General features: G+C 39.6%; 20 protein-coding genes. 13 read left to right on the top strand and 7 right to left on the bottom strand.

Annotated features, from left to right (window positions below):
* Positions 1-116: 116 nt before the first annotated feature.
* Positions 117-686 (bottom strand): general stress protein, encoded by a 570-nt coding sequence (locus tag G3T18_RS07850; RefSeq protein ID WP_224409991.1) that lies wholly within the window; start codon positions 684-686, stop codon positions 117-119.
* A 367-nt stretch (positions 687-1,053) separates the two neighbouring features.
* On the opposite strand from G3T18_RS07850, the gene G3T18_RS07845 reads away from it, so the two are divergent.
* A complete protein-coding gene (locus G3T18_RS07845) occupies positions 1,054-5,616 on the top strand; it encodes a cohesin domain-containing protein (protein ID WP_224409990.1) in 4,563 nt (1,520 codons plus the stop codon).
* Between the two features lie 220 nt (positions 5,617-5,836).
* Positions 5,837-6,829, top strand: coding sequence for a DUF4114 domain-containing protein (locus G3T18_RS07840; RefSeq protein WP_224409989.1), 993 nt, complete (start codon positions 5,837-5,839; stop codon positions 6,827-6,829).
* Between the two features lie 37 nt (positions 6,830-6,866).
* Here G3T18_RS07840 and G3T18_RS07835 read toward each other — a convergent pair whose 3' ends face one another.
* The 4 genes from G3T18_RS07835 to G3T18_RS07820 form a co-directional block, all read right to left on the bottom strand.
* A complete protein-coding gene (locus tag G3T18_RS07835) occupies positions 6,867-7,256 on the bottom strand; it encodes a PIN domain-containing protein (RefSeq protein WP_224409988.1) in 390 nt (129 codons plus the stop codon).
* Between the two features lie 30 nt (positions 7,257-7,286).
* A complete protein-coding gene (locus G3T18_RS07830; protein ID WP_224409987.1) occupies positions 7,287-7,580 on the bottom strand; it encodes a hypothetical protein in 294 nt (97 codons plus the stop codon).
* A gap of 51 nt (positions 7,581-7,631) precedes the next feature.
* Positions 7,632-7,925 carry a hypothetical protein gene (locus G3T18_RS07825; RefSeq protein WP_224409986.1) on the bottom strand — a complete coding sequence of 98 codons (294 nt, stop codon included), beginning with the start codon at positions 7,923-7,925 and terminating at the stop codon, positions 7,632-7,634.
* Positions 7,926-7,990: 65 nt separating this feature from the next.
* The gene (locus G3T18_RS07820) at positions 7,991-8,281 is read right to left on the bottom strand and encodes a hypothetical protein (RefSeq protein ID WP_224409985.1); all 291 of its coding nucleotides are present in this window, start codon (positions 8,279-8,281) and stop codon (positions 7,991-7,993) included.
* A gap of 184 nt (positions 8,282-8,465) precedes the next feature.
* Here G3T18_RS07820 and G3T18_RS07815 point away from each other — a divergent pair, with 184 nt between their 5' ends.
* A complete protein-coding gene (locus G3T18_RS07815; protein ID WP_224409984.1) occupies positions 8,466-10,055 on the top strand; it encodes a gamma-glutamyltransferase family protein in 1,590 nt (529 codons plus the stop codon).
* A 37-nt stretch (positions 10,056-10,092) separates the two neighbouring features.
* Here G3T18_RS07815 and G3T18_RS07810 read toward each other — a convergent pair whose 3' ends face one another.
* On the bottom strand, positions 10,093-10,302 hold the full coding sequence (locus tag G3T18_RS07810) for a hypothetical protein (protein ID WP_224409983.1): 210 nt from the start codon (positions 10,300-10,302) through the stop codon (positions 10,093-10,095).
* A gap of 229 nt (positions 10,303-10,531) precedes the next feature.
* Between G3T18_RS07810 and G3T18_RS07805 the strand changes: the two genes are divergently transcribed.
* The 5 genes from G3T18_RS07805 (at position 10,532) to G3T18_RS07785 (ending at position 15,850) form a co-directional block, all read left to right on the top strand.
* Complete coding sequence (locus G3T18_RS07805) at positions 10,532-11,419, top strand: AEC family transporter (protein WP_224409982.1); 888 nt, start codon at positions 10,532-10,534, stop codon at positions 11,417-11,419.
* Positions 11,420-11,559: 140 nt separating this feature from the next.
* A complete protein-coding gene (locus G3T18_RS07800) occupies positions 11,560-13,572 on the top strand; it encodes a glycoside hydrolase family 10 protein (RefSeq protein ID WP_224409981.1) in 2,013 nt (670 codons plus the stop codon).
* A 30-nt stretch (positions 13,573-13,602) separates the two neighbouring features.
* A complete protein-coding gene (locus G3T18_RS07795; protein ID WP_224409980.1) occupies positions 13,603-14,541 on the top strand; it encodes a type II secretion system F family protein in 939 nt (312 codons plus the stop codon).
* Positions 14,542-14,569: 28 nt separating this feature from the next.
* Complete coding sequence (locus G3T18_RS07790) at positions 14,570-15,550, top strand: hypothetical protein (protein ID WP_224409979.1); 981 nt, start codon at positions 14,570-14,572, stop codon at positions 15,548-15,550.
* Between the two features lie 3 nt (positions 15,551-15,553).
* The gene (locus G3T18_RS07785) at positions 15,554-15,850 is read left to right on the top strand and encodes a hypothetical protein (protein ID WP_224409978.1); all 297 of its coding nucleotides are present in this window, start codon (positions 15,554-15,556) and stop codon (positions 15,848-15,850) included.
* A gap of 150 nt (positions 15,851-16,000) precedes the next feature.
* Here the strand turns inward: G3T18_RS07785 and G3T18_RS07780 are convergent, their stop codons facing one another.
* Positions 16,001-16,996: an Npun_R2479 family HD domain-containing metalloprotein gene (locus G3T18_RS07780; RefSeq protein ID WP_318013940.1), complete on the bottom strand. Its 996-nt coding sequence runs from the start codon at positions 16,994-16,996 to the stop codon at positions 16,001-16,003.
* A 679-nt stretch (positions 16,997-17,675) separates the two neighbouring features.
* Between G3T18_RS07780 and G3T18_RS07775 the strand changes: the two genes are divergently transcribed.
* From G3T18_RS07775 to G3T18_RS07755, 5 genes are all read left to right on the top strand, one after another.
* Entirely contained in the window at positions 17,676-18,965 is a 1,290-nt protein-coding gene (locus G3T18_RS07775) for a glycoside hydrolase family 10 protein (protein WP_224409977.1), read from the top strand.
* A 596-nt stretch (positions 18,966-19,561) separates the two neighbouring features.
* Positions 19,562-20,134: a hypothetical protein gene (locus G3T18_RS07770; RefSeq protein WP_224409976.1), complete on the top strand. Its 573-nt coding sequence runs from the start codon at positions 19,562-19,564 to the stop codon at positions 20,132-20,134.
* Between the two features lie 94 nt (positions 20,135-20,228).
* Positions 20,229-21,563: an NAD(P)/FAD-dependent oxidoreductase gene (locus G3T18_RS07765; RefSeq protein WP_224409975.1), complete on the top strand. Its 1,335-nt coding sequence runs from the start codon at positions 20,229-20,231 to the stop codon at positions 21,561-21,563.
* Between the two features lie 514 nt (positions 21,564-22,077).
* Complete coding sequence (galE, locus tag G3T18_RS07760; RefSeq protein WP_224409974.1) at positions 22,078-23,106, top strand: UDP-glucose 4-epimerase GalE; 1,029 nt, start codon at positions 22,078-22,080, stop codon at positions 23,104-23,106.
* Positions 23,107-23,126: 20 nt separating this feature from the next.
* Positions 23,127-24,227, top strand: a complete 1,101-nt coding sequence (locus G3T18_RS07755) for a glycosyltransferase family 2 protein (RefSeq protein WP_224409973.1) — start codon at positions 23,127-23,129, stop codon at positions 24,225-24,227.
* The last annotated feature ends 13 nt before the right edge of the window (positions 24,228-24,240 follow it).

Genomic DNA, 24,240 nt, shown 5'->3' with positions numbered 1-24,240 from the left:
TAATTATCAAAAGGCTCCCCTCTCCTACCAGGATAGGGGTTGGGGGAGAGGTGATAATCCCATTTTTCTTGAGTATGAAACCACGTTGCCGAAATAGAAAAATTACCAGATAGAAACTAGTGACGCACGGCTTCATCTCGGTTAGCGTCGTAGACACCCCATTCTTCAATACCGCGATTATTTAAAAGTACCATTTCTGCGCGGGCAATTTCATCGCTTCTACCTTCAACAATTATTAAATAATCGCCACTCGCAAGGCGATCGCTATAAACTTGCGCGCGATCGCTGGGTATTCCTAAACCTGCTAATGCACCCACTAAACCGCCGGAAACTGCCCCAATTCCACCACCTGCTAAGGTTGTGGCTAAAGTAGTTCCAATTGTACCTGCGGCTACTACTGGACCAATACCGGGAATTGCTAAAGTTCCCAAACCTGCTAACAAACCGCCAGCCATTCCTAATGCGGTTCCCGTTACTGAACCAATTTCTGCACCTTCTTTGGCTTCGTTACCTTGGGGTTTGTTAACATCCGTTCCTCTAATTGAATCTTTATCATCTACATCTTTAGCGACGACAGAAATTTGATTCATCGAGAAACCAATATCTTTCAGTTCGTTAATCGCTAATTCTACATCTCGACGATTAGAAAATACGCCGATTCCGCGTCTATAAGAACCTAATGCCATAAGTTTCTCCCAAATGTCTGTAATTTCAGTTACATTTTTCTGCTGATTTGCCTGATTTTCATCAGTCGAGAGGTGTAACTTTGGCTGGGATGCGATCTTCTGTACCTGCTATTTTTCGGATAGCAGTTTATTCCTGACAAAATCTAAACTTTTGTTACAAAATTTGAGTTTGTGCATAAAAACGGCGAATTGGCACCAAAACCACTATAGGAAGGTTCGTAAAAGCAAATTCCCAATTTAGTTTGGGAACTAATTTTTGCTGTCTTCCCAAGTTTCTTACCCAACTTTTTCCGAAAATTTAGGAGAGGGAAATAGTTGGTATTAAGCGCTTATGTAAGAGTTTACTAACCCAAACCAGGTGTCCAATATGTTTGCCGAAGATCTACCAGAATCAAGCAATAATCCTTTAAATTCAGCAGATTTTAACCCTACTGGAGATACCTCCGATCTCCTCACACCATCGTTAGTTAATGAAAGTTATTCAGGAGTCGGTAGCAGTGCAAATTTTGCAGATTTGTCGGATTTTGCGACAGAAAATTATGATTTAGACGAGTCGAAATACGCTGCGGTTGCTGTGGAAAATGACCCACTTTTAGGTGATAATTTTGCAGTAAATTTAGCAGCGAATGATTTATCTGACGCTAGTCTTAGTATCGACCAAAATTTGGCTGCAACTGCGGGGGAAACTTTCTCGGTTGCGATTAACTTAGAAAACGGTGCAGGAGTGCAAGCAGCCGATATTTTACTCAACTTCGATACGGATCTTTTAGATGTTAACGAAGTTAGCGTCGGTAGTTTAAATCCCAATTGGAGTGTCTTTGAGAATATTAATGAGGAAAATGGGGAACTCAGACTGAGTTTATTTACGACTCAACCGCTCATAAATGGTACTGGTAGCATTGTAGAAATAGAGTTTCAAGTAGCTGAAGATGCTGTTCTTAATAATATCTCAACTCTCGATCTTGTCAGTGCAGCGTTGAATGAAAGTTTCATTCCCACGCTTACAGACGGTAGCTTTGAGGTGATTCCTGCTAGTTTCCGAGTTGTCGATTTTGCGACTAATCCGAGTGGTTTTGAGATTAAATTTAATCGCGAGTTGGATTTGAGTCAACTGAATCTTTATGACGGACAAGATTTGAGTGATGACTTACCAGATTTAACTTTGGTAGGAAACAAAACTGGTGCTGTCAATGGTTCTTTAGTTTACGATGCTGACAGGAAAACGATTACTTTTGTCAAAACTGGAGATATTTTAGCCCCCGATACTTATACGGTAACTCTTGATAGTCGGATTGATGGTTTTATCGATCTTGAAGGCGAACTTTTAGATGGCGATCGCGATAATCTTCCGGGTGGAGATTACACGCAAACCTTTACCATCGACAAAAATAAGGCTCGGATTCTCAGTTTACCAGACTTTACGCGCGGCGATCGCCAGTTTGTCGAAGTTCCCAATGGTAGTTTAGGATTACCGATTAGCATCGATAATGGGAAAAAAGTCACGAGTATCGACTTAGAATTGAGTTATAATCCCGATTTTCTCGATATTACTGGTGCTAGTTTAGCAGCAGATGTGCCTGCGGATTGGGACATTGAGATTAACTTGGATACGCCAGGACAGGTACAATTGTCGTTATCCGGGACAAAAGCTTTGTCAGGGAAAGATTTAGAATTACTGTTTCTAGAGGCGATCGTACCAACTTTTGCTCCCGATTTGGCTTCGCAGGTAATTTCGATTTCTTCAGTTACCCTCAACGAAGGTAAAATTGACGCGGTTGGGGATAGCGCAATTCACCAAGTCGGCTATCTCGGAGATGCTACGGGTAACGGGGCTTATACTAGCTTAGATGCTTCATTTATTGCGCGAGTTGCAGCCCGGTTAGATACTGGTTTCGATGCTTATCCGCTTACCGATCCGGTCGTAATTGGCGACGTGACTGGGGATGGTACAATCTCTAGTATGGACGCGGCGATCGTTGCGCGTGAAGCGATCGCTATCCGACAACCAGAAATTCCTGAAATTGTCAATCAAGACTGGAATGCTAGCTTCATCAACCTCACCCCAGAAACCGATGACGACTACCGCAACTACGATTTTAGCAACCCCGCAGCGACAGCAGTTTATCGTCAAAGTAAGCCAGATAGCATCAGTCTCAATCTCGATTTAGGCTATGATGCTCCTCATCCGAATGTAGATCCTGAGCATTTTGCAATGGAAGCTTGGACGAGTAATTACTTTGATGCAAATAAAGTCTATAAAGTTACCATCAACTCAGATAATGGTACTCGTTTCTTCCTCAGAAATCCCGATACAGATGAGATAATTAATCTTGGTGCAGATTGGCGAACTCGTAATCTGGCATTCCCCACAACAACGCATTATTTCAATGTCGAAGAATCAGGATTTTATGACTTCACTTTCCAATTTTATGAAGGAGGAGTTATCGCAGTCGTTGATATCGAATTAACCGAAGCCCCAGACACAGTTTCCGTCCCAGATGGGTTAACTATTCCCTTCAATTTCAATGATTACGGTCCAATTCTTTCCTACGGAATCAACGAAAAGCAAGATATTAATCCCACTTTAGTTAATATCGAAGACCACGGCTCAACTTTACATCTTGCTGGTAATACTTGGAAAGCAATTGAGCTTCCTTACACAATTACCCCGGATACAGTTTTAGCCTTCGATTTCAAAACAGATTCTCCTGGAGAAGCTCACAGTATTGGGATAGATGTTGACTTACAAAACGATCCCAATGATCCAGATAATTTCCAGCAATATTTCTCACTTTACGGTACTCAAACCGAGGCACTTTATAACACCGAGCAAATTGCTTTCCACGACTATGCTGATATGGTAAATGGTTCAGTATTTATCGGCGAATACAAACACTACGAAATTCCCATCGGACGTTTCTTTAGTGGCGAAACTGGTGAAATAAATTACCTCACCTTTATTAACGACCATGACGTAGATAATCCTACCGCCGAAAGTTTCTTCAGTAACGTCAAACTTTACGAAGATAAAAGCTTACCCAGTCTAGATTTCAAAGACTATCAAATTAAGTCCTACGGGATTAACGGACCTCAAGATACGCAACCGATTATTGCCCAAGTAGAAGACAACGGCGATACCTTACATCTGAAAGGAAATACTTGGAAAGCGATCGATTTTCCTTACACAGTTACAGGAAATACAATCTTAGAATTTGATTTCAAGAGTACCGTAGAAGGAGAAGGTCATGGAATTGGTTTCGACGACGATTTAGTTAATACCGAAGAACGCAATTTCGCTCTTTACGGAAATGATATTTCCTCTCAATTTCTGATTAAAGACTTCCTTGATTATGAGGATACCATCGGTGAATGGAAACATTATCGGATTCCCGTGGGAGAATTTTATACAGGTGACATGAACCACCTATTTTTCATTAACGACGAGGATGTAGCTAACCCCACAGCCGAAAGTTTCTTCGCTAATCTTCGGGTGTATGAAGATAGTAATTTGCATATTCCGGCTGGTAACTGGAAAGCTGAATATTTCCCAAATAAAGAACTATATGGACATCCGCTTTATGTGCAAAACTTAGGCTCTACTAACCAATTTTCTCGTAATTGGGGTAATGGTTCTCCTGATGACGTAATTCCTGTGGATAACTTTTCCGCGCGGATTTCTAGCCGTCGCGATTTGAGCGACCAATTGTATCAAGTTCACACTCAAGCTGATGATGGTGTGCGCGTCAAAGTCGGCGACACTACAGTTGTTAATAAGTGGCAACCCCAACCATTTCTTCATAATACTGGCTACATAAATACAGACGATCGCGTTTATCCTGTCACTATTGACTACTTTGAAAATGGAGGACTTGCGGCACTTAGTTTTGGTTTGAATGAACCTAATATTCCTGGAGAACCAGTTAATACTAATAATGAATGGTATAGTGTTCTTTTCCATTGGGATGATAGCCAAGGAAATCAGCCACCAGTTGATTCTTTTATCGATTACGCGAACGGAATTGCTACCTTAAATCTGGGTTCTAATACTCGCAGCGATGGGAAAAAAGGCATCGTTTTTGATTATGAATATGGTGCAGTCCGAGGAGAAGGACATCGTTTACCGGATGATGATTTTGCGATAGTAGCTCATACTCAAGCGGACTTTGATGGTAGCGAATATAACTTCCGAGTTCGTGGTGATGATGGTTTCTATCTTCGTGCGAAGAAAACTAACACAAATGAATGGCATGACATCACTCCTACCGATAATTGGCAACAAGTTTATGGTTCGCACCAAGAGTACAAAGCTACTTTACCCGCAGGTCGCTATGATGTTCATTTCTACTACTATGAACATGGTGGTGATGCTGAGTTTGATTTGTCCTGGGAGAAGGTAGCAACCGGAGGAGGAGGAGGAGGAGGAGAAGGTACTCCACTTTTGACAGTTCAGGGTTCGCAATACTTCCAAGAACGCCCAGATTTTTATATGCAAGCAGGAAATGGCTATGCTAAGTACGGCTATGGTTCTTCTTTACTAGGTACTAACAACTTTGGTCAGGAAGGTAACTGTACTTGGTATGCCTATGGTCGGTTAAAAGAATTAGGCTATACACCAGATGACATTATGTATGGCTATCCTAATGCAAACCAGTGGGGAAACGTTTTGCGTAATGGTGCAAGAATTTTAGGTAATAATGAAACGCCTCAACCAGGTGATGTTGCTCAATGGTTGTCTGGGTCTGCTGGTCATGTCGCTGTAGTTGAAAAAGTTGAAAATGGTTTCATTTACTTATCAGAATCTCATTGGGGTAGCGATTTTGATGGTGATTTAGATGGTGATGGTCTTACTTTAGGCGATGGAACACTACACAGGATTGTTAAGTATTCAGTAGGAACTCCTAAGCAATATATCCGCTTAGTAAAACACTAATTCTCTACGGTGAGTTATTAACTCATCACTAAGCCACATTCGTCTGGGGTTTTAACTCCAGTCTGATTTCCAGGACTAAGCAAATACTGACATCTGACAAGCATCCAGTAGATAACCCCACCCGCGCTGCGCGCACCCTCCCCTTGGTAAGAGGAGGGTTGGGGAGGGGTTTCCTCTACATCAATTTAATCCTAATTCCTCTACAAACTAAAACAAAAAAATGGCAATAATTACTCTTCCGAATCAATTAAATGTTCTCCCTGGAGAAAGCTTTACGGTTCCAATTACAATTGATGATGCAACGGATATCGAAGCTATCGATCTCGTCCTTACTTATGACACTGATTTACTCGACATTACTAACGAAGATGTCCAACTAGGCGATTTATTGGATAACTTTACTTTTGTTCCTAATGTTGACGATTCATCGGGTCAAATTATTCTTAGTGCTTTTAATGTTTCTAGTCTCACAAGTGGTGCGGGTGAACTTTTTAAGCTGAATTTCCAAGTTCCCGATGATGCGGCTACTGGTAGTACGACTTTGGATTTGGTTGAAGAGTTGGATACTCAGCAAAGTAGAATTAATGAAGGTGTGATTCCGGCTACTTTAGTTGATGGTAGTGTGACAATCGATAGCGGCGAAATTTCTCCGGGAAATGACGATTCGGTAACTTCCCCAGACACAGAAGAAACTCCGTTAACTGAAACAACTGAAGTAGCAAAAATTGAGCAGGAATTTATCGATTTACGGGATATAACTGGTTTACAAAGTGTCGATTTTGTGGTAAACAGAGAAGCGGCTTTTGATAATTTTGTCGGCTTTTACCGCATTGATAGTTTGGAAGGAAATATTGGAGAGATTAATCCTAATGATGCTAATATTACCCCAGAAGCTTACTTGGCGGCGGCGTTAGATAATGTTGTAGCGGGTGTCGATTTGAGTGTGGGTAATCAACAAACGACAACTGTGGAAGCGGAGTTGGAGGGTGGAGATTTACTTGCACCTTTTATTATTGCGAATGGTAGGTTAGATGAGTTGCTGGATAATGATGCTAGTAACGATCCTCAAGTGTATTTTCCTTTTGTTGGTATAAACCAAGATGGCTTCGACCACATCCGTCTGGAGGGGGAGAATACGTTTGGTTTTGAAGATTTGCCGAATGGTGGCGATCGCGACTACAATGATTTAGCTATCCAAGTTAATTTTACTTAAAACCTAAGACTACAAAAGTTTTTGCAGCTTTTGTAGTTCACTCATTTTGCAACCAATTTGCTAATTTAACTTCCTTCACTCTCGCTAAATCTGTGTCGTGAGAAACTAAAGTCAAATCGCGTGTTATTGCTGTCGCTGCAATGAAAATATCAGCATCTTGAATTATGCTTCCTTTTGTTTTCAAATTAGCATAAATTTCGGCTGCTTTCTCAACAATTCTTAAGTCGTCTAAAAACAAAATTGTCAGCGTTGTACAAAGTTTCTCAAAATTGGCTAGTTGTCTAGTAGCATTGACAGCTATCAGCCCCCTTTTTATTTCATAGTAAGTGATACAACTGATAAATAATTCGTTTCTAGCTAAATCTACTTCAGTTAATTTTTGGTTGATTTTTTCATTTTGTTTTAAAATAGCTGTTACTATATTCATTCGTATCGAGCAAGTAACTCATTTTAATAACTATTTTCCTTCTACAATTACTTCAAAAATTTCTTTTTGCTCTCGATCTAACTCATTTAATGTTCCAGATACAGCTTGTCTTACCATAATTTTATTAACTATTTTTATAAGTTCTTTTTCTGACAAATAAATCAGTTCTTCAAGCGATACTTTATCTAAAGCTTGAGCTAAAATTTGGCTTAGTTTTGTCTTATCTATTCTTTCCTGAAGAAAGGGATCGCTTTGCATTAATTTTTCGACAATTTCCAAGAGTCTGGATAAGACTACTTCTTTCTCTACAGTAATTTTTGTCATAAATTCCTCCTATTTATGTAGCTCTTATCATTATAGCAATAAAATTAACAGCTATTTTCCTTCTACGAAAGCATCGAAGATTTCTATTTGTTCTGAACTTAATTCATTTAAAGTTCCTGCGGTTGCTTCTAAAGTCATAATCTTACTAATTTTCTTAGTTAAATCTTCTAAATCTATTTTGAGTGTTTCCTCTGGAGAAACACTATTAAACAAGCTATTCATTACTTGCATAATTTCGTTTTTCTTTAGTCTTTCCTGAAACCAAGGATCGCTTTCCATTATTTGTTCAACAATTTGCAAAATTCGAGATAAAGCTAATTCTTTTTCGACAGTAGTTTTTTCCATAATTTCCTCCTAGTGCTAACTTTAAATTGAGTTATAGTGTTTAACTATACAAATAAAATAGATATTTATTTTCCTTTTACCGCAGCATCAAAGATTTCTATTTCCTCTGGAGTCAAATCATCTAACATTCCCGATAATAATTCAATTGCCATTATTCTATCAACTCTTGTTCTCAAATCTTCGTTATCGAGAGAAATAATTTCTTCTGGAGATACTTCATCTAAAGTTTGAGTAAATATTTTCCTTAATTCATTTTTGTTTAAATTTTTGAATAAGTTATCTTTTTCGAGCAATTCTTCTACAATCTCTAAATTTTTGGATAAAGCGGCTTCCTTTGCTATATTAATCTTTGTCATTACTTGCTTCCATTTATATTGCTGCTCTCATTATAGCAATAAAATTAACAGTTATTTTCTTTATATTCATCTTGTACCAGACGTTGCATGCAACGTCTCTACATTAATTGTAGTGGAAAAGTAATTTAGGCAAATAAATTGGTAAATTTGTAGTTTAATAGAAGGAAGTTATTTAACTAAAAAAATGAATTTAACTGACTATCCTTATGCTTCTCAACGAAGAGTAATTCTCGGTAAACGTGGGGCGGTGGCTACTTCTCAACCTCTGGCTAGTTTAGCAGGTATGGAGATGTTTTGGCGGGGGGGAAATGCGGTTGATGCGGCTGTGGCTACGGCGATCGCGTTAACTGTGGTTGAGCCTACTTCTAATGGTATCGGTGCGGATGCTTTTGCTTTGGTTTGGGATGGAAATCTTCACGGTTTGAATGCTTCGGGAAAAAGTCCCGCCGCAATGACTCTTGACAAATACAGTAATTTATGCAGCGTGCCGCGTACTGGTTGGCTTACGGTAACAATACCAGGTGCGGTGTCGGCTTGGCGCAGTTTGTGGCAACGTTGGGGAAAGTTACCTTTTGAGGAGTTGTTTGCGCCTGCGATTCGTTATGCTGAGGAAGGGTTTCCAGTTTCGCCTGTGACAGCTATGGCTTGGAAGCAAGCAGAAAAGGTATACTTGCCTTTAACTGGGCGAGAATTTCAGCAGTTTAAAGAGGTATTTTTTCCCGGCGATCGCGCCCCGCAAGCTGGAGAAATTTGGGGTAGTATAATTCATGCTGAGACACTGCGGGCGATCGCGTTTTCGGGTGGTGAATCTTTTTACAGTGGGGAAATTGCGGAAAAAATTGCTAACTTTGCGGCTAATACTAATGGTTTGATCGCCAAATCTGACTTAGCAAATCATCAAGCAGATTGGGTAAATCCTATCTCAACTCAATATCGTCATTTACGAGTTTGGGAGATTCCTCCAAATACTCAAGGAATTGCCACTTTGATGGCACTTAATATCTTAGAAAACTTTAACATCAATAAACATTCTCGCGAATCGGTAGAGAGTTATCATCAGCAAATTGAAGCCATGAAACTGGCTTTTGCTGATGTGAATAACTATGTTGCCGATCCTAAGTTTATGAATGTCACTTGCGAGGAATTATTAGCTAAAAGTTATGCAAATAAACGCCAAAAATTAATCCAAGAACAAGCCATTTCTGTTGCCGAACCTGGTATTTTTAAAGGAGGAACAGTTTATCTTTGTGCTGCTGATGAAAACTTGATGGTTTCTTTAATTCAATCAAATTACGATGGTTTTGGTAGTGGAATTCTCATTCCAGGGACAGGAATTGCTTTGCAAAATCGCGCTTCTGGCTTTACATTAGAACCAGAACATCCCAATCAACTTGCACCAGAAAAACGTCCTTTTCACACAATTATTCCCGGATTTATCACCCAAGAAAATGAACCTCTTGCTACTTTTGGTGTAATGGGAGGACAAATGCAACCTCAAGGACATTTACAGGTAGTTGTTAATCTCGCCGATTACAATTTAAATCCCCAAGGAGCTTTAGATGCTCCCCGATGGCGATTTATAGCTGACAAACAAGTTCTTTTAGAAGCAAATGTACCGGAATTTATCGCCCACGGATTAAGAGATAAAGGTCATAATGTGACCCTAACTAAGACTAGAGAAATGTTTGGTCGAGGTCAAATAATTTGGCGGCAAAAAGATGTTTTGATTGCGGCTTCGGAACCTCGCGCTGATGGATTAGCTATTGCTTGGTAAAGATTAATTTGTTAGTGAGTGCATTTATTGATTTTCTCTATGAATCTGCAACAAGAATTTTTCCTTCTCTTACCCCATCAACAACTTTTTTAATCAACATTCGATCTTTCGGGGTAAATGAATTTTTTGATAATAGCGCCGTTTTCAATAATTGACGATCCAGATGAGTGATTTGACGAAACAAGAAAATGCGCTCAACTACTTTTTCTAATTCAACTTTGGGTTGAGTTCCTGGTGATGACATCATCCAATAGACTTAAATATATCGATAAATTGCAATTTAGGAGCTTATTTTTTAAGGTTTGCTAACAACTGATAGCGATTGGCGACCCAAAAGGGCGATCGCTGATATTTTACCAAAATTAAGCGATAATTTCCATTGACAAAATAAAATACTTATGCGTTAGTGAGGAAAATCGCAAAAATTGTTAAGAGAAGTAAAGGTTTAATATCCATACTCGTCAAAAATAGAACTAATGACAGTTGTTTTTGAAGCCCTTATTCCAGTTGGATTAATCATCATCATTGGTTTAATCGCAGGTAAAACCCTCTCCTTAGAAAAACAAAGTCTTTCGCAACTGGTAATTTATATTCTGTCACCAGCTTTAATTGCAGGCAGTCTCTACCGAACAAATTTATCAAGCGAAAGCACGACTAATTTAGTCATTGGCTATACAATTACTACTTTAGTGTTGTTTCTATTGACGTGGGGACTAAGCAAGATTTTGCGCTTACCGCCAATAGTACAAAAAAGTTTAATTGCGACGACATTATTTCCGAATACAGGTAATCTTGGTTTACCTGTGAATGACTTTGCTTTCGGCACGCCGGGACTAGAAAGAGCGATAATTTACTTAATTATAGCTTCAGTTTTTACATTTGCCTCAGGTCCAGCATTATTGGCAGGTGGTGGAATTATTTCTCGGTTACGCTTAACTTTGAAAATCCCTTTATTTTGGGCGATCCTTGTAGGTTTATTACTGCGTTTATTGCCAATTGCGTTACCAGAAAATATCGATCGCGCGGTGGAAATGTTAGGTAGGGCTTCGATTCCCCTCGGATTGCTAATTTTGGGATTACAACTAGCACAAACTAGCTTTAAAGTAGGGATATATGAAGCTTTTGCCGCAGCGATGCGCTTGCTAATTTCGCCCGCGATCGCCTATGCTGTGGGTTTAATGTTAGGATTAGCTGACTTAGATTTACAAGTGTTAGTCCTTCAAAGTGCCATGCCCACGGCAGTAAATACAGTAGTTTTGGTGACAGAATTTGGTGGCGATGCTCCCCGAGTAGCAAAAACTGTGGTAGTTTCGACAGTATTGAGTTTCCTCACTCTACCTTTGGTATTGTGGGCGATCGCTTAAAATTTGACTGCGATCGAATTTAACTATCGGCTGAAGAGGATGAGGCAGAAAATAGAAGCGGCTATTTGGGCAAAATTAGGAATACTATCCAAAATTGGGTGAATATTGGCATACAATTCAAGAAAATATATCAGTGAAAGATGGTAACTTCGCAAACTACTTTTCCCGATATTCAAACTCATTGGGCTAAACCCTTTATTGAAGGTTTAGCCAAAAGAGGTATTGTTAGCGGCTTTCCTAACGGTACTTTTCGCCCAGATCGAGCTATGAGTCGTTCGGAATTTGCTGCTATTTTAGTTAAGGCTTTTCCTAAACCGACAATACGACAATACGTGCAATTTATCGATGTGCGTCCGCAATTTTGGGCAGCCGAAGTAATTAAAAAAGCTTACGAAACAGGCTTTCTTTCTGGTTATCCAGGTAATCGTTTTTTCCCTTACGCTAATATTACCCGCACCGAAGTGTTAGTTTCCTTGGTTGCGGGTTTAAAAATTACCACAAATTATCTTAATGATGCGAGATCGGCGTTACCAAAATTATATCAAGATGCGGAAGCAATTCCGGTTTGGGCGAAAGATCGCATAGCGATCGCCACTGACGCAGATATCGTCGTAAATTATCCTCATCTCAATAAATTACGTCCTCAAGATGCAGCAACTCGCGCTGATGTAGCGGCTTTTATCTATCAAACTTTGTTTCATCAAGGCAAAGTTCCACCTGTAGCATCAGAATACATCGTTCGTCGCGAAAAAACAGTTAATGTCAGTCATCGACGCGAGTTTCGTGGTGTTTGGGTAACGACTGCTTGGAACTACGATTGGCCTAGTGGTAGATTATTATCAGTTGACGAACAAAAAAGAGAATTAATTAATATTTTAGACACGATCGCGGCTTTGAAATTTAATGCGATCGTCTTACAAATACGTCCTTCGGGGGATGCTTTTTATACCTCTGGTTTAGAACCTTGGAGTGAATGGCTGACAGGTACCCAAGGTAAACCACCAGAACCATTTTACGACCCCTTAGAGTTCGCGATCGCCGAAGCACACAAACGCAATCTTGAATTTCATGCTTGGTTCAATCTTTACCGTGCTAAATTATCAGGAGAACGTTCGCCAAATGTTAGCCCCCACATTGCTATTACTCACCCGGAATATGTCTATCAATACGGATCTGATTTGTGGATGGACCCAGGTGCAAAAGTAGTTCAAGATTTAACTTATAATGTGATTATTGATGTAGTTCGTCGCTACGATATTGATGGCGTTCACATCGACGATTATTTCTATCCTTATCCTAAAGAAGGAGAAACTTTTCCTGACAATAAAACCTATGCTGCATATCAAAATTCCGGCGGTACTCTTAGTTTAGCTGACTGGCGCAGAGATAACATTAATCAAATTATTCAGCGTCTCTACAACGGCATTCACGCAACTAAATCTTATGTGAAATTTGGGATTAGTCCTTTTGGGATTTATCGTCCCGGACAACCGCCCCAAATTCAAGGTTTAGATCAATATGATACAGTTTATGCTGACCCGAAAAAATGGCTCGAACAAGGTTGGCTAGATTATCTTACACCGCAATTATATTGGCGTATCGATCAATACGCCCAAAGTTATCCAGTTTTGCTTAATTGGTGGTTAGATCGTAACCTCAAACAGCGTCATATTTACCCCGGTAATGCAATCGAAAGATTAGGACCTCAAGAGTTAGGTGGTAGAGGCTACACTCTCGAAGAATTTAAGCAACAAATCGAACTTACTCGCAAACTTGCACCGCAACAAGCTTTAGGAAATATTTTCTATTCTATGCGCGTATTTAGCCAAAATCGTCTCAATGTAGTTAATTATTTCCAAACAGAAATTTACCAAGATTTAGCATTAGTTCCGGTGATGCGCTGGATTGATGATATACCACCCAAACAACCCGTAGAAGTAACCCCTACTAACGGAAAAATTACTTGGAAACCGCCAACAAACACGGCAATTCGTGCTTGGACAATTTATCAATTACAAGGCGATATTTGGAAGCTGGATAAAATTCTTACTCCGTTAACTACAACGATTAATGTTTCACCAGGAACTTATGCAGTTGCTACTGTAGATAGTTTAGCTAATGAAAGTCGAGGTGTGGTTGTTGATGTTGATTAGTTTTCCTTGACTGTTAACTAATAAAGAACAATGAACTGTAAACAAAAAGCACAATTTTTCTCTCAATTAGCTAATTTACTCAAGTCGGGGCTAAGCGTACAGCAAAGTTTAACTTTAGCAGGAAATAAAGCTTCTCCAGCTTTTAAAAGTTACTTACAAAGTGCTAGCATAAATGTAGCAAAAGGTCAAGATTTAGCTTCAGCATTAGCGAAAAATAATCGTTTTCTCGATAGTTGGACTATTAGTTTAATTAGATTATCTGAATGGGGTAGTTCTCTAGCAGAAATTTGCGAATCGATCGCCGAAGCTACTGAAAAACAGATCCAAAGAGAAAAGCTTTATCGTTCAATTAGATTATACGCGATCGCGGCATTGTGGAGTCTGCTAACCGCGATCGCTGCGATCTTAAATGCAACTCCTTCAGGTTTAGTCAAACCAGAATTTTGGTTACGCAGTATTAGTCTGGGTTTGGTGTTGTTAGGAGTAAGTTTTCTTGCGTCTCGCTTCCAAACAGCAAATTCTCAGCAACTCACGATCGAATTACCGCTCGTTGGTAAAATAGTTGAAGCGCGATCGCTAATTTTTCTCGGACAATTACACCTCCCCTTACACTGCGGTGTACCAATTTTAACCGCAATCGAATTAGTTCGCACTAAAATACCCGATCCGATCGCCAGAAAAAATCTCTCTATAGCTGCTAAAAAAATCCTCTCTGGACAATCTTTCACTCAAAGTTTGACAGGTAAAATACCGCCCCCTGCAATCCAAATTATTCGCACTGGTGAAGAAACAGGTAATCTCGATCTAGCAATGGAAAGATTAGCCGCATACTATGAAGATGAATTACAGCAACGCTTACAATTATTTTTAAATAGTTTGCGTCCTTTAACTGTGCTTACTTTTGGTACTTTAGTTGCAGTTATTGCAGTCAAAAGCCTGACATTTATGCTCGATTCTCTCCCCAGTTAATTTGAATTATTCTTAAAATTAAAAGCCGATGACCAGACAACCCCATGACCAATTTGCGAAACAATATTTAACCGAACTGCTCGCTTCCCTAGGTACAGTAGAAATTAGCAAAGAAGTACCAGGAGAAGTACGCCAAATTGACCTTTATTTTGCGCCCTCCGCTACCCCAACAGCCGAACCTCAAACTCTGGGTTTACTCGGTAGACTCGCATCTTTTCCTTGTTTACTCGAACCTTTCCGCAACCAACCCAGCCAAACCGAAATTCGTAGTTGTTTGCTGAAGCTTTTGCAACTACAAAGCGAATTTCAGCGCCAAGCTAGACGGGAAAATCGCACTCTCAGCGAAACCGAATTACCCCGGCTTTGGATTTTAGCTACTTCAGCTTCTAGTAACCTAATTGAGACTTTTGGCGCTAAACTAGAACTAGAAAACTGGTGTCGAGGAGTGTACTTCCTCGCTGAGGCACTCAAGACAGCAGTAGTCGCGATTAACCAGTTACCAACTGTACCAGAAACCTTATGGCTGAGAATTCTGGGAAAAGGTACGACTCAGCAACAAGCAATTAGTGAGTTAATTGCCTTACCGAAAGCAAATTTATTGCGTGTCAATACTCTGGAACTTATTGCTAACTGGCGTATTAATTTACAAATGAGGGAAAATTTAACTGATGAAGATCGGGAGTTAATTATGAATTTATCACCAGCTTACCTTCAGTGGCGTGAAGCTACCCTTAACGAAGGAATTCAACAAGGTGTTCAACAAGGTATTCAACAAGGTGTTCAACAAGGAATTCAACAAGGTGTTCAACAAGGAATTCAACAAGGAAGCTTACAAGGACAACGTTTAGTAATTGAAAACTTGTTACAAGTTCGTTTTGGTTTTCGTGACGAGTCGATTTTACAAATAGTTGATGCTTTGTTAGCATTACCTCCCCAAGAGTATACCCGTTTGATTTTACAGTTATCCCGTGAGGATTTGTTAGCTAGATTTTCTGGCGATCGCGACTAACTTATGAATTTATCACCAGCTTACCTTCAGTGGCGTGAAGCTACCCTTAACGAAGGAATTCAACAAGGTGTTCAACAAGGTATTCAACAAGGTATTCAACAAGGAAGCTTACAAGGAAGCTTACAAGGACAACGTTTAGTAATTGAAAACTTGTTACAAGTTCGTTTTGGTTTTCGTGACGAGTCGATTTTACAAATAGTTGATGCTTTGTTAGCATTACCTCCCCAAGAGCATACCCGTTTGATTTTACAGTTATCCCGTGAGGATTTGTTAGCTAGATGCGGAAAATATCAAGGTTAATTAGAAACTTGTCTAGATTTTTCTGAGACGCAAACCAGACTTAGCGCGAGATCCTAGCAATTCTTTTTTAACCCTTTTTTTTAGCGCGCACCTTTTCCACCAGGTAAATCTTACCAAACCAGAAAATAAATGTCAATGAATTTCAGCCAATTAAGCAAAACATTTTTGTAACAGAGACAAAGCCTCTTGTTCAAACTCAGTAAACTGGATATTTTCACTATTATTACTACTAACTTGTCGAGGTTTTTTTTGTTGTAAAAGCTTTTTTAGTTGAGGATGAAAAGCACCTAAAGGTAAATCGCGATCGCGTAAAACCTGTTCCCTTTCCACGATCAGAACATTGCCATACAAATCAGCTAAAATTTGTCTACCTTCGCGAGTCTCCTGCAAATGTTCCAACCCATCTTTAATATAACGATAAACCACATTCCAGAAAAAATTTGGATATCCAGCCCGCAAATCGCTGGGATTTTTATAACCTAAACATTTATCAGCACCAGTTTCCACAAACTCTTGAAATAAAGCAGGCATTTTGTCCAAATAGCGAGGATCTGCCAATTGACCAATTAAATCCGCCGCACGAGCCAAACCAGCATAATTTACTGTATCTTGATGCTCCTCGCTAGTAGGTACAGGAAAGCGAGTTAACTCAATATTATGTTTCAGTTTAGGAATATTAATCAGTCGATGACCTGCCAAATTTTCTTCTACGAATAACTTGCCTCTATCGACGTGACAAGCAGTTAAACTCGCATCAGTCGCACTCAGAGGTAGAAAAATTTTTTCTTCATCTCTACCTGTAACATACAATCTTTTTTTCGGTTCATCTTGGCGACAAACTCCTCTAACATAACCAATATCATGACAAAGCAAAGCCGCAATACAGTGGAACCAATCTTCACAGGAAACACTTGCCTCGCGTCGTTGCTTTCCCCGCAAAATTTCTTGTCCCGCTAGCGCCACCAAAACTGTATGTTCAACATCATGATAAGGTGCATCACTCTGAGCAATTTTCCCCAAAGTTATCTCAGCGACTTCCCCAATCAAATCCGCATATTCAGGCTTCAAGTTATCGTAGGTATTGAGGTAGCCCGCTTGTAGGCTTTTCGTGCAGTTATCGATTACTATCTGTGTGGAACTGTACATAACTATTTCCCCGGCACGACGGTGTTGACTAATTGGCTTTTATCAATTAATATATTTTTTTTCTCAGCAAGATTGAAAACTGCTGCTAGTTGATTTTTACTCATCTTTGCTTTTGTTTTATCTAGTCAAGGCTTTCGACTCCAAAAATATATCTTTGGGGTGAATAGTCTTTTCTCGAATTAGAACCAGAAAAAGTCCGAAATTTAATTATTATACTAAATCGGTGCCACTTTCAAAAGACTTGCCTAACCTAATCTAACCTGCATTAAGGAGCGTTACTCAACTGTCTCTGCCAGCTAGCCAGCCAATTAACGTACAAAAACGCGATTGTCATTAGGTCTCCTTTCTATAAGGTAAATGTAAAGCAAAAAAATTACTGCGATCTAGGTCACAGGCAGGAAATTTATGAAAATTATACATTAAGGATCGGCTAATTAACAGCCTATTCTACCTACTCGTTTGCCGAAATTCCAGATTGTGACAGTCTTGGTGGGAAGAAGAAAAAGTTATTTGGGGAACTAGCCTAGAGTTAGGAAAGAGTCCTGGATGAAAGCATTTCACAGGTTAGGCACAATTTCTATCTCTGGTTACAGTCAAATCAATAATTAAAAATTGAAAATTAAAATTTAGTAGGATAAGGAATTTTTAAGTAAACTTGAAAACTAATTATGAAGTTGCGATGAAAAAAGCTTTCCGGGTTGAAAAATCAAATTTAGCCGATCGCAGAAAGTTTTTTTACTGGGTAGTAGTGGGAATAGCGATCGCCGCGTTGCTTTTTCCGTCGGCTGCGATCGTCCAACCGCAGGTAAATCGCCATCCTGCGGAAATTCGCGGCGTTTGGATTACCAATGTGGCTAGCGGCGTATTATTTTCTCCTTGGGGAATCAACCGCGCCCTGCAACAACTCCACCAACTAAACTTTAATACGATCTATCCGGTCGCTTGGAATCGCGGACACACTTTTTATCCTAGTCGCGTCGCCCAACGAGTTACAGGTAGAAACCAAGAATCGTTACTAGAATTAACTCATCCAGGAAAAGATATTCTAGCTTTGATGGTTAAGCAGGGACATCGCCAAGGTTTGCGCGTTATTCCTTGGTTTGAATATGGTTTTCTCGCGCCAGTTAATTCTCCCTTGGCTAAGTTACATCCTGATTGGATTACGAAAACTAAAGATCGCAGTGAAATAGTTGAGGAAGTCCCAGAGGAAGTAGAAGTAGCTAATTCTCCTCCCTCTAATCTCCAAACTTCCTCACAAAAATTTCTGGAATCAGTACGCGCCGGATTGTCAATTAATAATCTTTGGTTAAACCCATTTCATCCCGAAGTACAAAAATTTCTGCGCGAGTTAATTTTAGAAGTAGTTATTGCTTATGACGTAGATGGAATTCAACTAGACGATCATTTTGGTTTACCAGTCGAGTTTGGTTATGACTCCTACACAATTCAGCTTTACCAACAAGAACACCAGGGAAAAAGTCCTCCTGATAATCCTCAAGATCCCGAATGGATGCGCTGGCGTGCGGGAAAAATCACTAAGTTTATGCAAGATATTTATCAAGCTATAAAAACGGTTAAACCGGATTTAATTGTTTCCGTTTCTCCTAATCCTTATGGCTTTGCTTATAATAACTATTTGCAAGATTGGCAAACTTGGGTACAGCAAGGTTTCATCGATGAATTAGTCTTACAAGTTTATCGCGACGATCTCAATAGTTTCATTCCTGAGTTAGGACAACCACCAGTACAGTCAGCGCGTAGTAAGATTCCTGTAGCGATCGGGATCTCTAGTGGCACAATTCAACGTCCGGTAGCGATCGACAATATTAAACTACAAGTAGAAGCTGTGCGATCGCGTAATTTTAGTGGGGTATCTTTCTTCTATTGGGAAAGTTTATGGAGTTATTTAACTCCTGAGTCGCCCCAGCAACGCCGTAGCGCTTTTCAAGAACTTTTTTCTAGTTCTTAGTTAGCGCTTTTCCATGAGGACTAAAGTCCTCACTACTAACAAATTTATGTTCGTAGTTAGCGCTTTAGCGCTTTTCAATGAGGACTAAAGTCCTCACTATTAACAAATTTATGTTCGTAGTTAGCGCTTTTTCATGAGGACTAAAGTCCTCACTACTAACAAATTTATGTTCGTAGTTAGCGCTTTAGCGCTTTTCAATGAGGACTAAAGTCCTCACTACTAACAAATTTATGTTCGTAGTTAGCGCTTTAGCGCTTTTCAATGAGGACTAAAGTCCTCACTACTAACAAATTTATGTTCGTAGTTAGTGCTTTTTTATGAGGACTAAAGTCCTCACTACTAACAAATTTATGTTCGTAGTTAGTGCTTTTTTATGAGGACTAAAGTCCTCACTACTAACAAATCTATGTTCGTAGTTAGTGCTTTTTTATGAGGACTAAAGTCCTCACTACTAACAAATTTATGTTCGTAGTTAGTGCTTTTTTATGAGGACTAAAGTCCTCACTACTAACAAATTTATGTTCGTAGTTAGTGCTTTTTTATGAGGACTAAAGTCCTAACTACTAACAAATTTATTCCAATAGATAAAGAAAAAAATGAAAACAAGTTGCGTTTTTTGGTTGCAATGGATCTTGGCAACTCTCGGCGGTTTTTTCCTCAGTTTGCTATTAATTGAAGTTGGCGAAAAACCAGATCTTGGCATAGTTGAAGCTTTAAGCGGTGGGGCAATAGTTGGCTTAACTCAAACCTTGGTTTTGTACCGAAGAATCGATAAAGCTTGGTTGTGGTTGTTAACAAGTATAATAATTTGGGGCTTACTAGAAACTGTAAAAATCGGTGCGGTGGGTTGGATTGCGCCCAGAACTCTGCAAATAGATTTAAGATTAATTTATGGTGCTATTCATGGGGCTAAAGTAGGAATTTGTTTAGGGATAGCCCAATGGTTAATCCTCGCTAAACAAATATCCTTATCTTGGTTGTGGATTCTGGCTAGTGTTGTCTCTTGGGCGGTAGGATTATCTCTAGGTTGGGCGTATGGTGGAGTTTTGCGCCTCGCTACTAACTTATTTTTAGCAGATGTTGTCGGTTTAGGTGTCGCTTGGGCGATCGCTGGCGGCTTGACTGGATTCACTTTAATCTGGTTATTGGGGAAAGACGCGATGATTTAGCGATCGCCTGTAACCATAACTACCCCCATTTTGTCCCTGACTCGATATCCTGGTGTAAAGAAAAGTAAAAACCCTAGCATCAGGAACTCAAAAAATGGTAGAGCAAAAATCTCCTCATCACGTCGTTATCGTCGGTGGCGGTTTCGGCGGCTTGTATGCGGCAGAAGCATTAGGTAGCGCTCCTGTCAAGGTAACATTAATCGATAAGCGGAATTTTCACTTATTCCAACCTTTGTTGTATCAAGTTGCTACTGGAAGCTTATCTCCGGCGGATATTTCTTCACCTTTGCGCCTAGTTTTAAGAAGAAACAAAAACACTCAAGTGTTGTTGGAAGAAGTCACCGATATCGATTCCCAACAGCAAAAAGTAATCCTGAAAAATGGCGAAATTAACTATGATACTTTGATTATCGCTACCGGAGTCAGCCATCATTATTTTGGTAACGAACATTGGCAAGATATTGCACCAGGTTTAAAAACAATTGAAGATGCACTTTCAATCCGGCGGAAAATCTTTCTAGCCTTTGAAGCCGCAGAAAAAGAACGCGATCGCGAAAAACGTCAAGCCTGGCTAACATTTGTCATTGTCGGTGGCGGTCCCACGGGAGTAGAATTAGCTGGCGCGATCGCAGAAATTGCTCACGGATCGCTGAAAAAAGATTTTCGTCACATCGATACCACCGAAGCCAAAATTCTCTTACTCGAAGGCTTAGATCGCATTTTACCACCCTATCCCCCAGAATTATCCGCCCAAGCTGAAGCATCTTTAACTAAGTTAGGAGTACAAGTAGAAACAGGCACATTAGTAACTGATATTAACGACAATATCGTCACCGTTCGCCAAGGCGAAAATTTAAGTCAAATTTCCGCCAAAACAATCTTATGGGCGGCTGGTGTCAAAGCTTCAGCAATGGGTAAAGTCTTGCAAGAACGTACAAATGCCGAATTAGACCGCGCCGGACGAGTAATCGTTGAACCTGACTTAAGTATACCAGAAAATCCTCACATTTTTGTTATTGGTGACTTAGCTAATTTTCCTCATCAAGGAGACAAACCCTTACCGGGAATTGCCCCAGTAGCCATGCAAGAAGGGGAATATGTAGCTAAATTAATTCAGGCAAAACTTAAAGGTGATGTTTTACCGCCATTCCGTTACAAAGATTACGGAAAACTAGCAGTAATTGGACAAAATAAAGCTGTAGTTGATTTAGGCTTTTTGCAAGTTTCCGGTTTCTTGGCTTGGTTAATGTGGGTATTTGCTCATATTTACTTCCTGATTGAATTTGATAACAAGTTAATCGTCATGCTTCAGTGGGGTTGGAACTACTTTACTCGCGGACGCGGTGCGCGTTTAATTACTGGTGAAGATTCTCTGGGAAGTGAAGTTATTGACTTACAAGAAAAAGCACGAGAAACTGTTGAAGTTTAAATTAGTTTGTAGTGAGGGCTTCAGCCCTCACTATCAAAACTGAAATTAGCTGTAGTAATTATTATCGTCAAATGCAGCTTCATTTCATCTTTCCTCATCCTTCGCTTCGCAAAGGACGACATTTTTCTAGATTATTATCACCTTGCAAGGACACTATGTCGGGACGCAACTTAGTATTTAATAGTTAACAATTAATTTCTGAGGAAAGAATAATTTGTGACCGCAAGCACATACTTCTCAATGAAATTGTCATATATTAGTCTTGAAGAAAATAAATAACTTGTGTAGGGAAATACTACAGAAAAATAATGAACAAGAAAACTTATTATACCTTTCTGTAACTATCGAAATGCGTAATTCTTCTAGCATAGTTCGGTTGACAGTTGCAAAATAACTTTAATTTTGCGTGTATATTTGAAGATTTGGTCAAGATATTCGGAAAATAAACTGGACAAAGTGTTGACTATACTAAGACTGGAAAAAAAATCGTAGTTTGGTGCTGACAAAGAGTAAAATGAAGCAAGAACAGCCAACAATTTTAGTGACGGGGGGAGCGGGATATATTGGCTCCCATGCGGTGCAGACGTTGCAACAGCAAGGTTATGAGGTAATTATCCTGGATAACCTGGTATATGGACATCGCGATTTAGTTGAAAATGTTTTACAAGCTAAATTAATTGTTGGAGATATCAGCGATCGCCAGTTATTAAACGAAATTTTTACTACTTATTCTGTAACAGCCGTCATGCACTTTGCGGCTTATGGTTATGTAGGAGAGTCGGTAGTTAATCCTGCTAAATATTACCAGAATAATGTCGCCGGAACGTTAGCACTTTTGTCAGCAATGATAGCAGCCGGGGTAAAGAAATTCGTATTTTCTTCTACTTGTGCTACTTACGGTATACCTGAAATAGTCCCGATTACAGAAGATTGCGTACAAAACCCAATCAATCCTTATGGAATTAGCAAATTGATGGTCGAAAAAATCTTAGCAGATTTTGACCGTGCTTACGATTTGAAATATGTTTGTTTCCGTTATTTTAATGCGGCTGGGGCAGATCCGACAGGGAAATTGGGAGAAGATCATTCACCCGAAGCTCATTTAATTCCTTTGGTGTTGCTGACAGCGTTGGGTAAGCGCGAGGCAATTAGTCTCTACGGTACTGATTATCCCACACCTGATGGCACTTGTGTCCGCGACTACATTCATGTGGTGGATATCGCTAGGGCGCACTTGCTCGGCTTAGAGTATCTGCGAAAAGAAAATCAAAGTCAAGTCTTTAATTTGGGTAATGGTAGTGGTTTCTCGGTGCGAGAAGTCATTGAGACAGCAAAAGAGGTAACGGGAAATAAGATCGAGACGATTAAATGCGATCGCCGTCCCGGAGATCCCGCTATTTTAGTCGGTAGTGCTGAGAAAGCTTACCAAATCCTCGGTTGGCAACCTGAATATCCCCATCTAAAAGAAATGATAACTCATGCTTGGAATTGGCATCAAAAACGCCACGGTTTACCTTCTTTAACTAACTCACATAAATATTAGCTCGCTGAGGACTTTTTCTCATGAATATTCGTCATCTGTCGCCTTTAGTTTCCGTCATTATTCCTGCTTATAATGCAGAACTTTTTATCGAACGAACTTTGATTTCCGTTCTCTCCCAAACTTATCTTAATCTAGAAGTTATCGTTGTTGATGATGGTTCCAGCGATCGCACCGCAGCAATTGTCCAAGATTTTGTTATGCGAGACGATCGCGCGATCTTGTTACAACAAGAAAATGCTGGTGTAGCCGCAGCCAGAAATTTAGCGATCGCTCATGCACAAGGAGAATTTATTGCTCCCATCGATGCAGATGACATCTGGTATCCGGAAAATATTGCCAAGCAAGTACAATTATTAGCCAATGCTAATTCATCAGTGGGTTTAGTTTATTCTTGGTCGATCGATATCAATGAAAATAACTTACCCACCGGAGATTTTCGCGCTGCCCAAATTGAAGGAAATGTCTATAAAACTCTATTATGCCATAATTTTATTGGCAATTCAAGTGCGACTTTAATTCGCAAAACTTGTTTCGACAAAGTTGGCGGTTATAGCACGGAATTAAAAGCCAAAAATGCTCAAGGATGCGAAGATTGGGATTTATATTTACGCATTGCCGAATGTTATCAATTTCTGGTTGTGCCAGAATTTCTGATCGGTTATCGTAAAATACAAGGCAGTATGTCTCGTAACTATAGCGGTATGGCAAAATCTCACAGTTTAATGTTAGAAGATTTTCGCACCAAACACCCAGAAATTTCTGGCACTTTGTATCGCTTGTCTAGCAGTAGTTTTTATATGTATCTCGCGAGACAAAGTAGTAATTTTGGCAAACATGGGGAAACTTTATTTTGGCTGTATAAATCTGTAAAAATCGATCCCTTGACACCAATTTTTCGCTACGGTTTGTATATAATGGCAAGCAAAAGTATTTTATTTATTGCAAGTAAAAAAATTAGGGAAATTTGGTTTGGCAAGAAACCTTACTCTCCCGAATTACCCAAACAAAATAAAGTCAAAAAACGCCGCATTAAGCTAACAGATTTACAAAAAAAATACCTAAGTATACAATTCAAACTGTTAGTAGGAAATAGCTTGCACCGCTTGCTGCTAATGTTATAAGGAAAAATAGTTG

Origin of the sequence: Oscillatoria salina IIICB1 (assembly GCF_020144665.1) — a bacterium.
Lineage (GTDB): Bacteria > Cyanobacteriota > Cyanobacteriia > Cyanobacteriales > SIO1D9 > IIICB1.
Note: the sequence above shows the minus strand (reverse complement) of the source record. Positions and strands in the feature narration are given on the sequence as shown.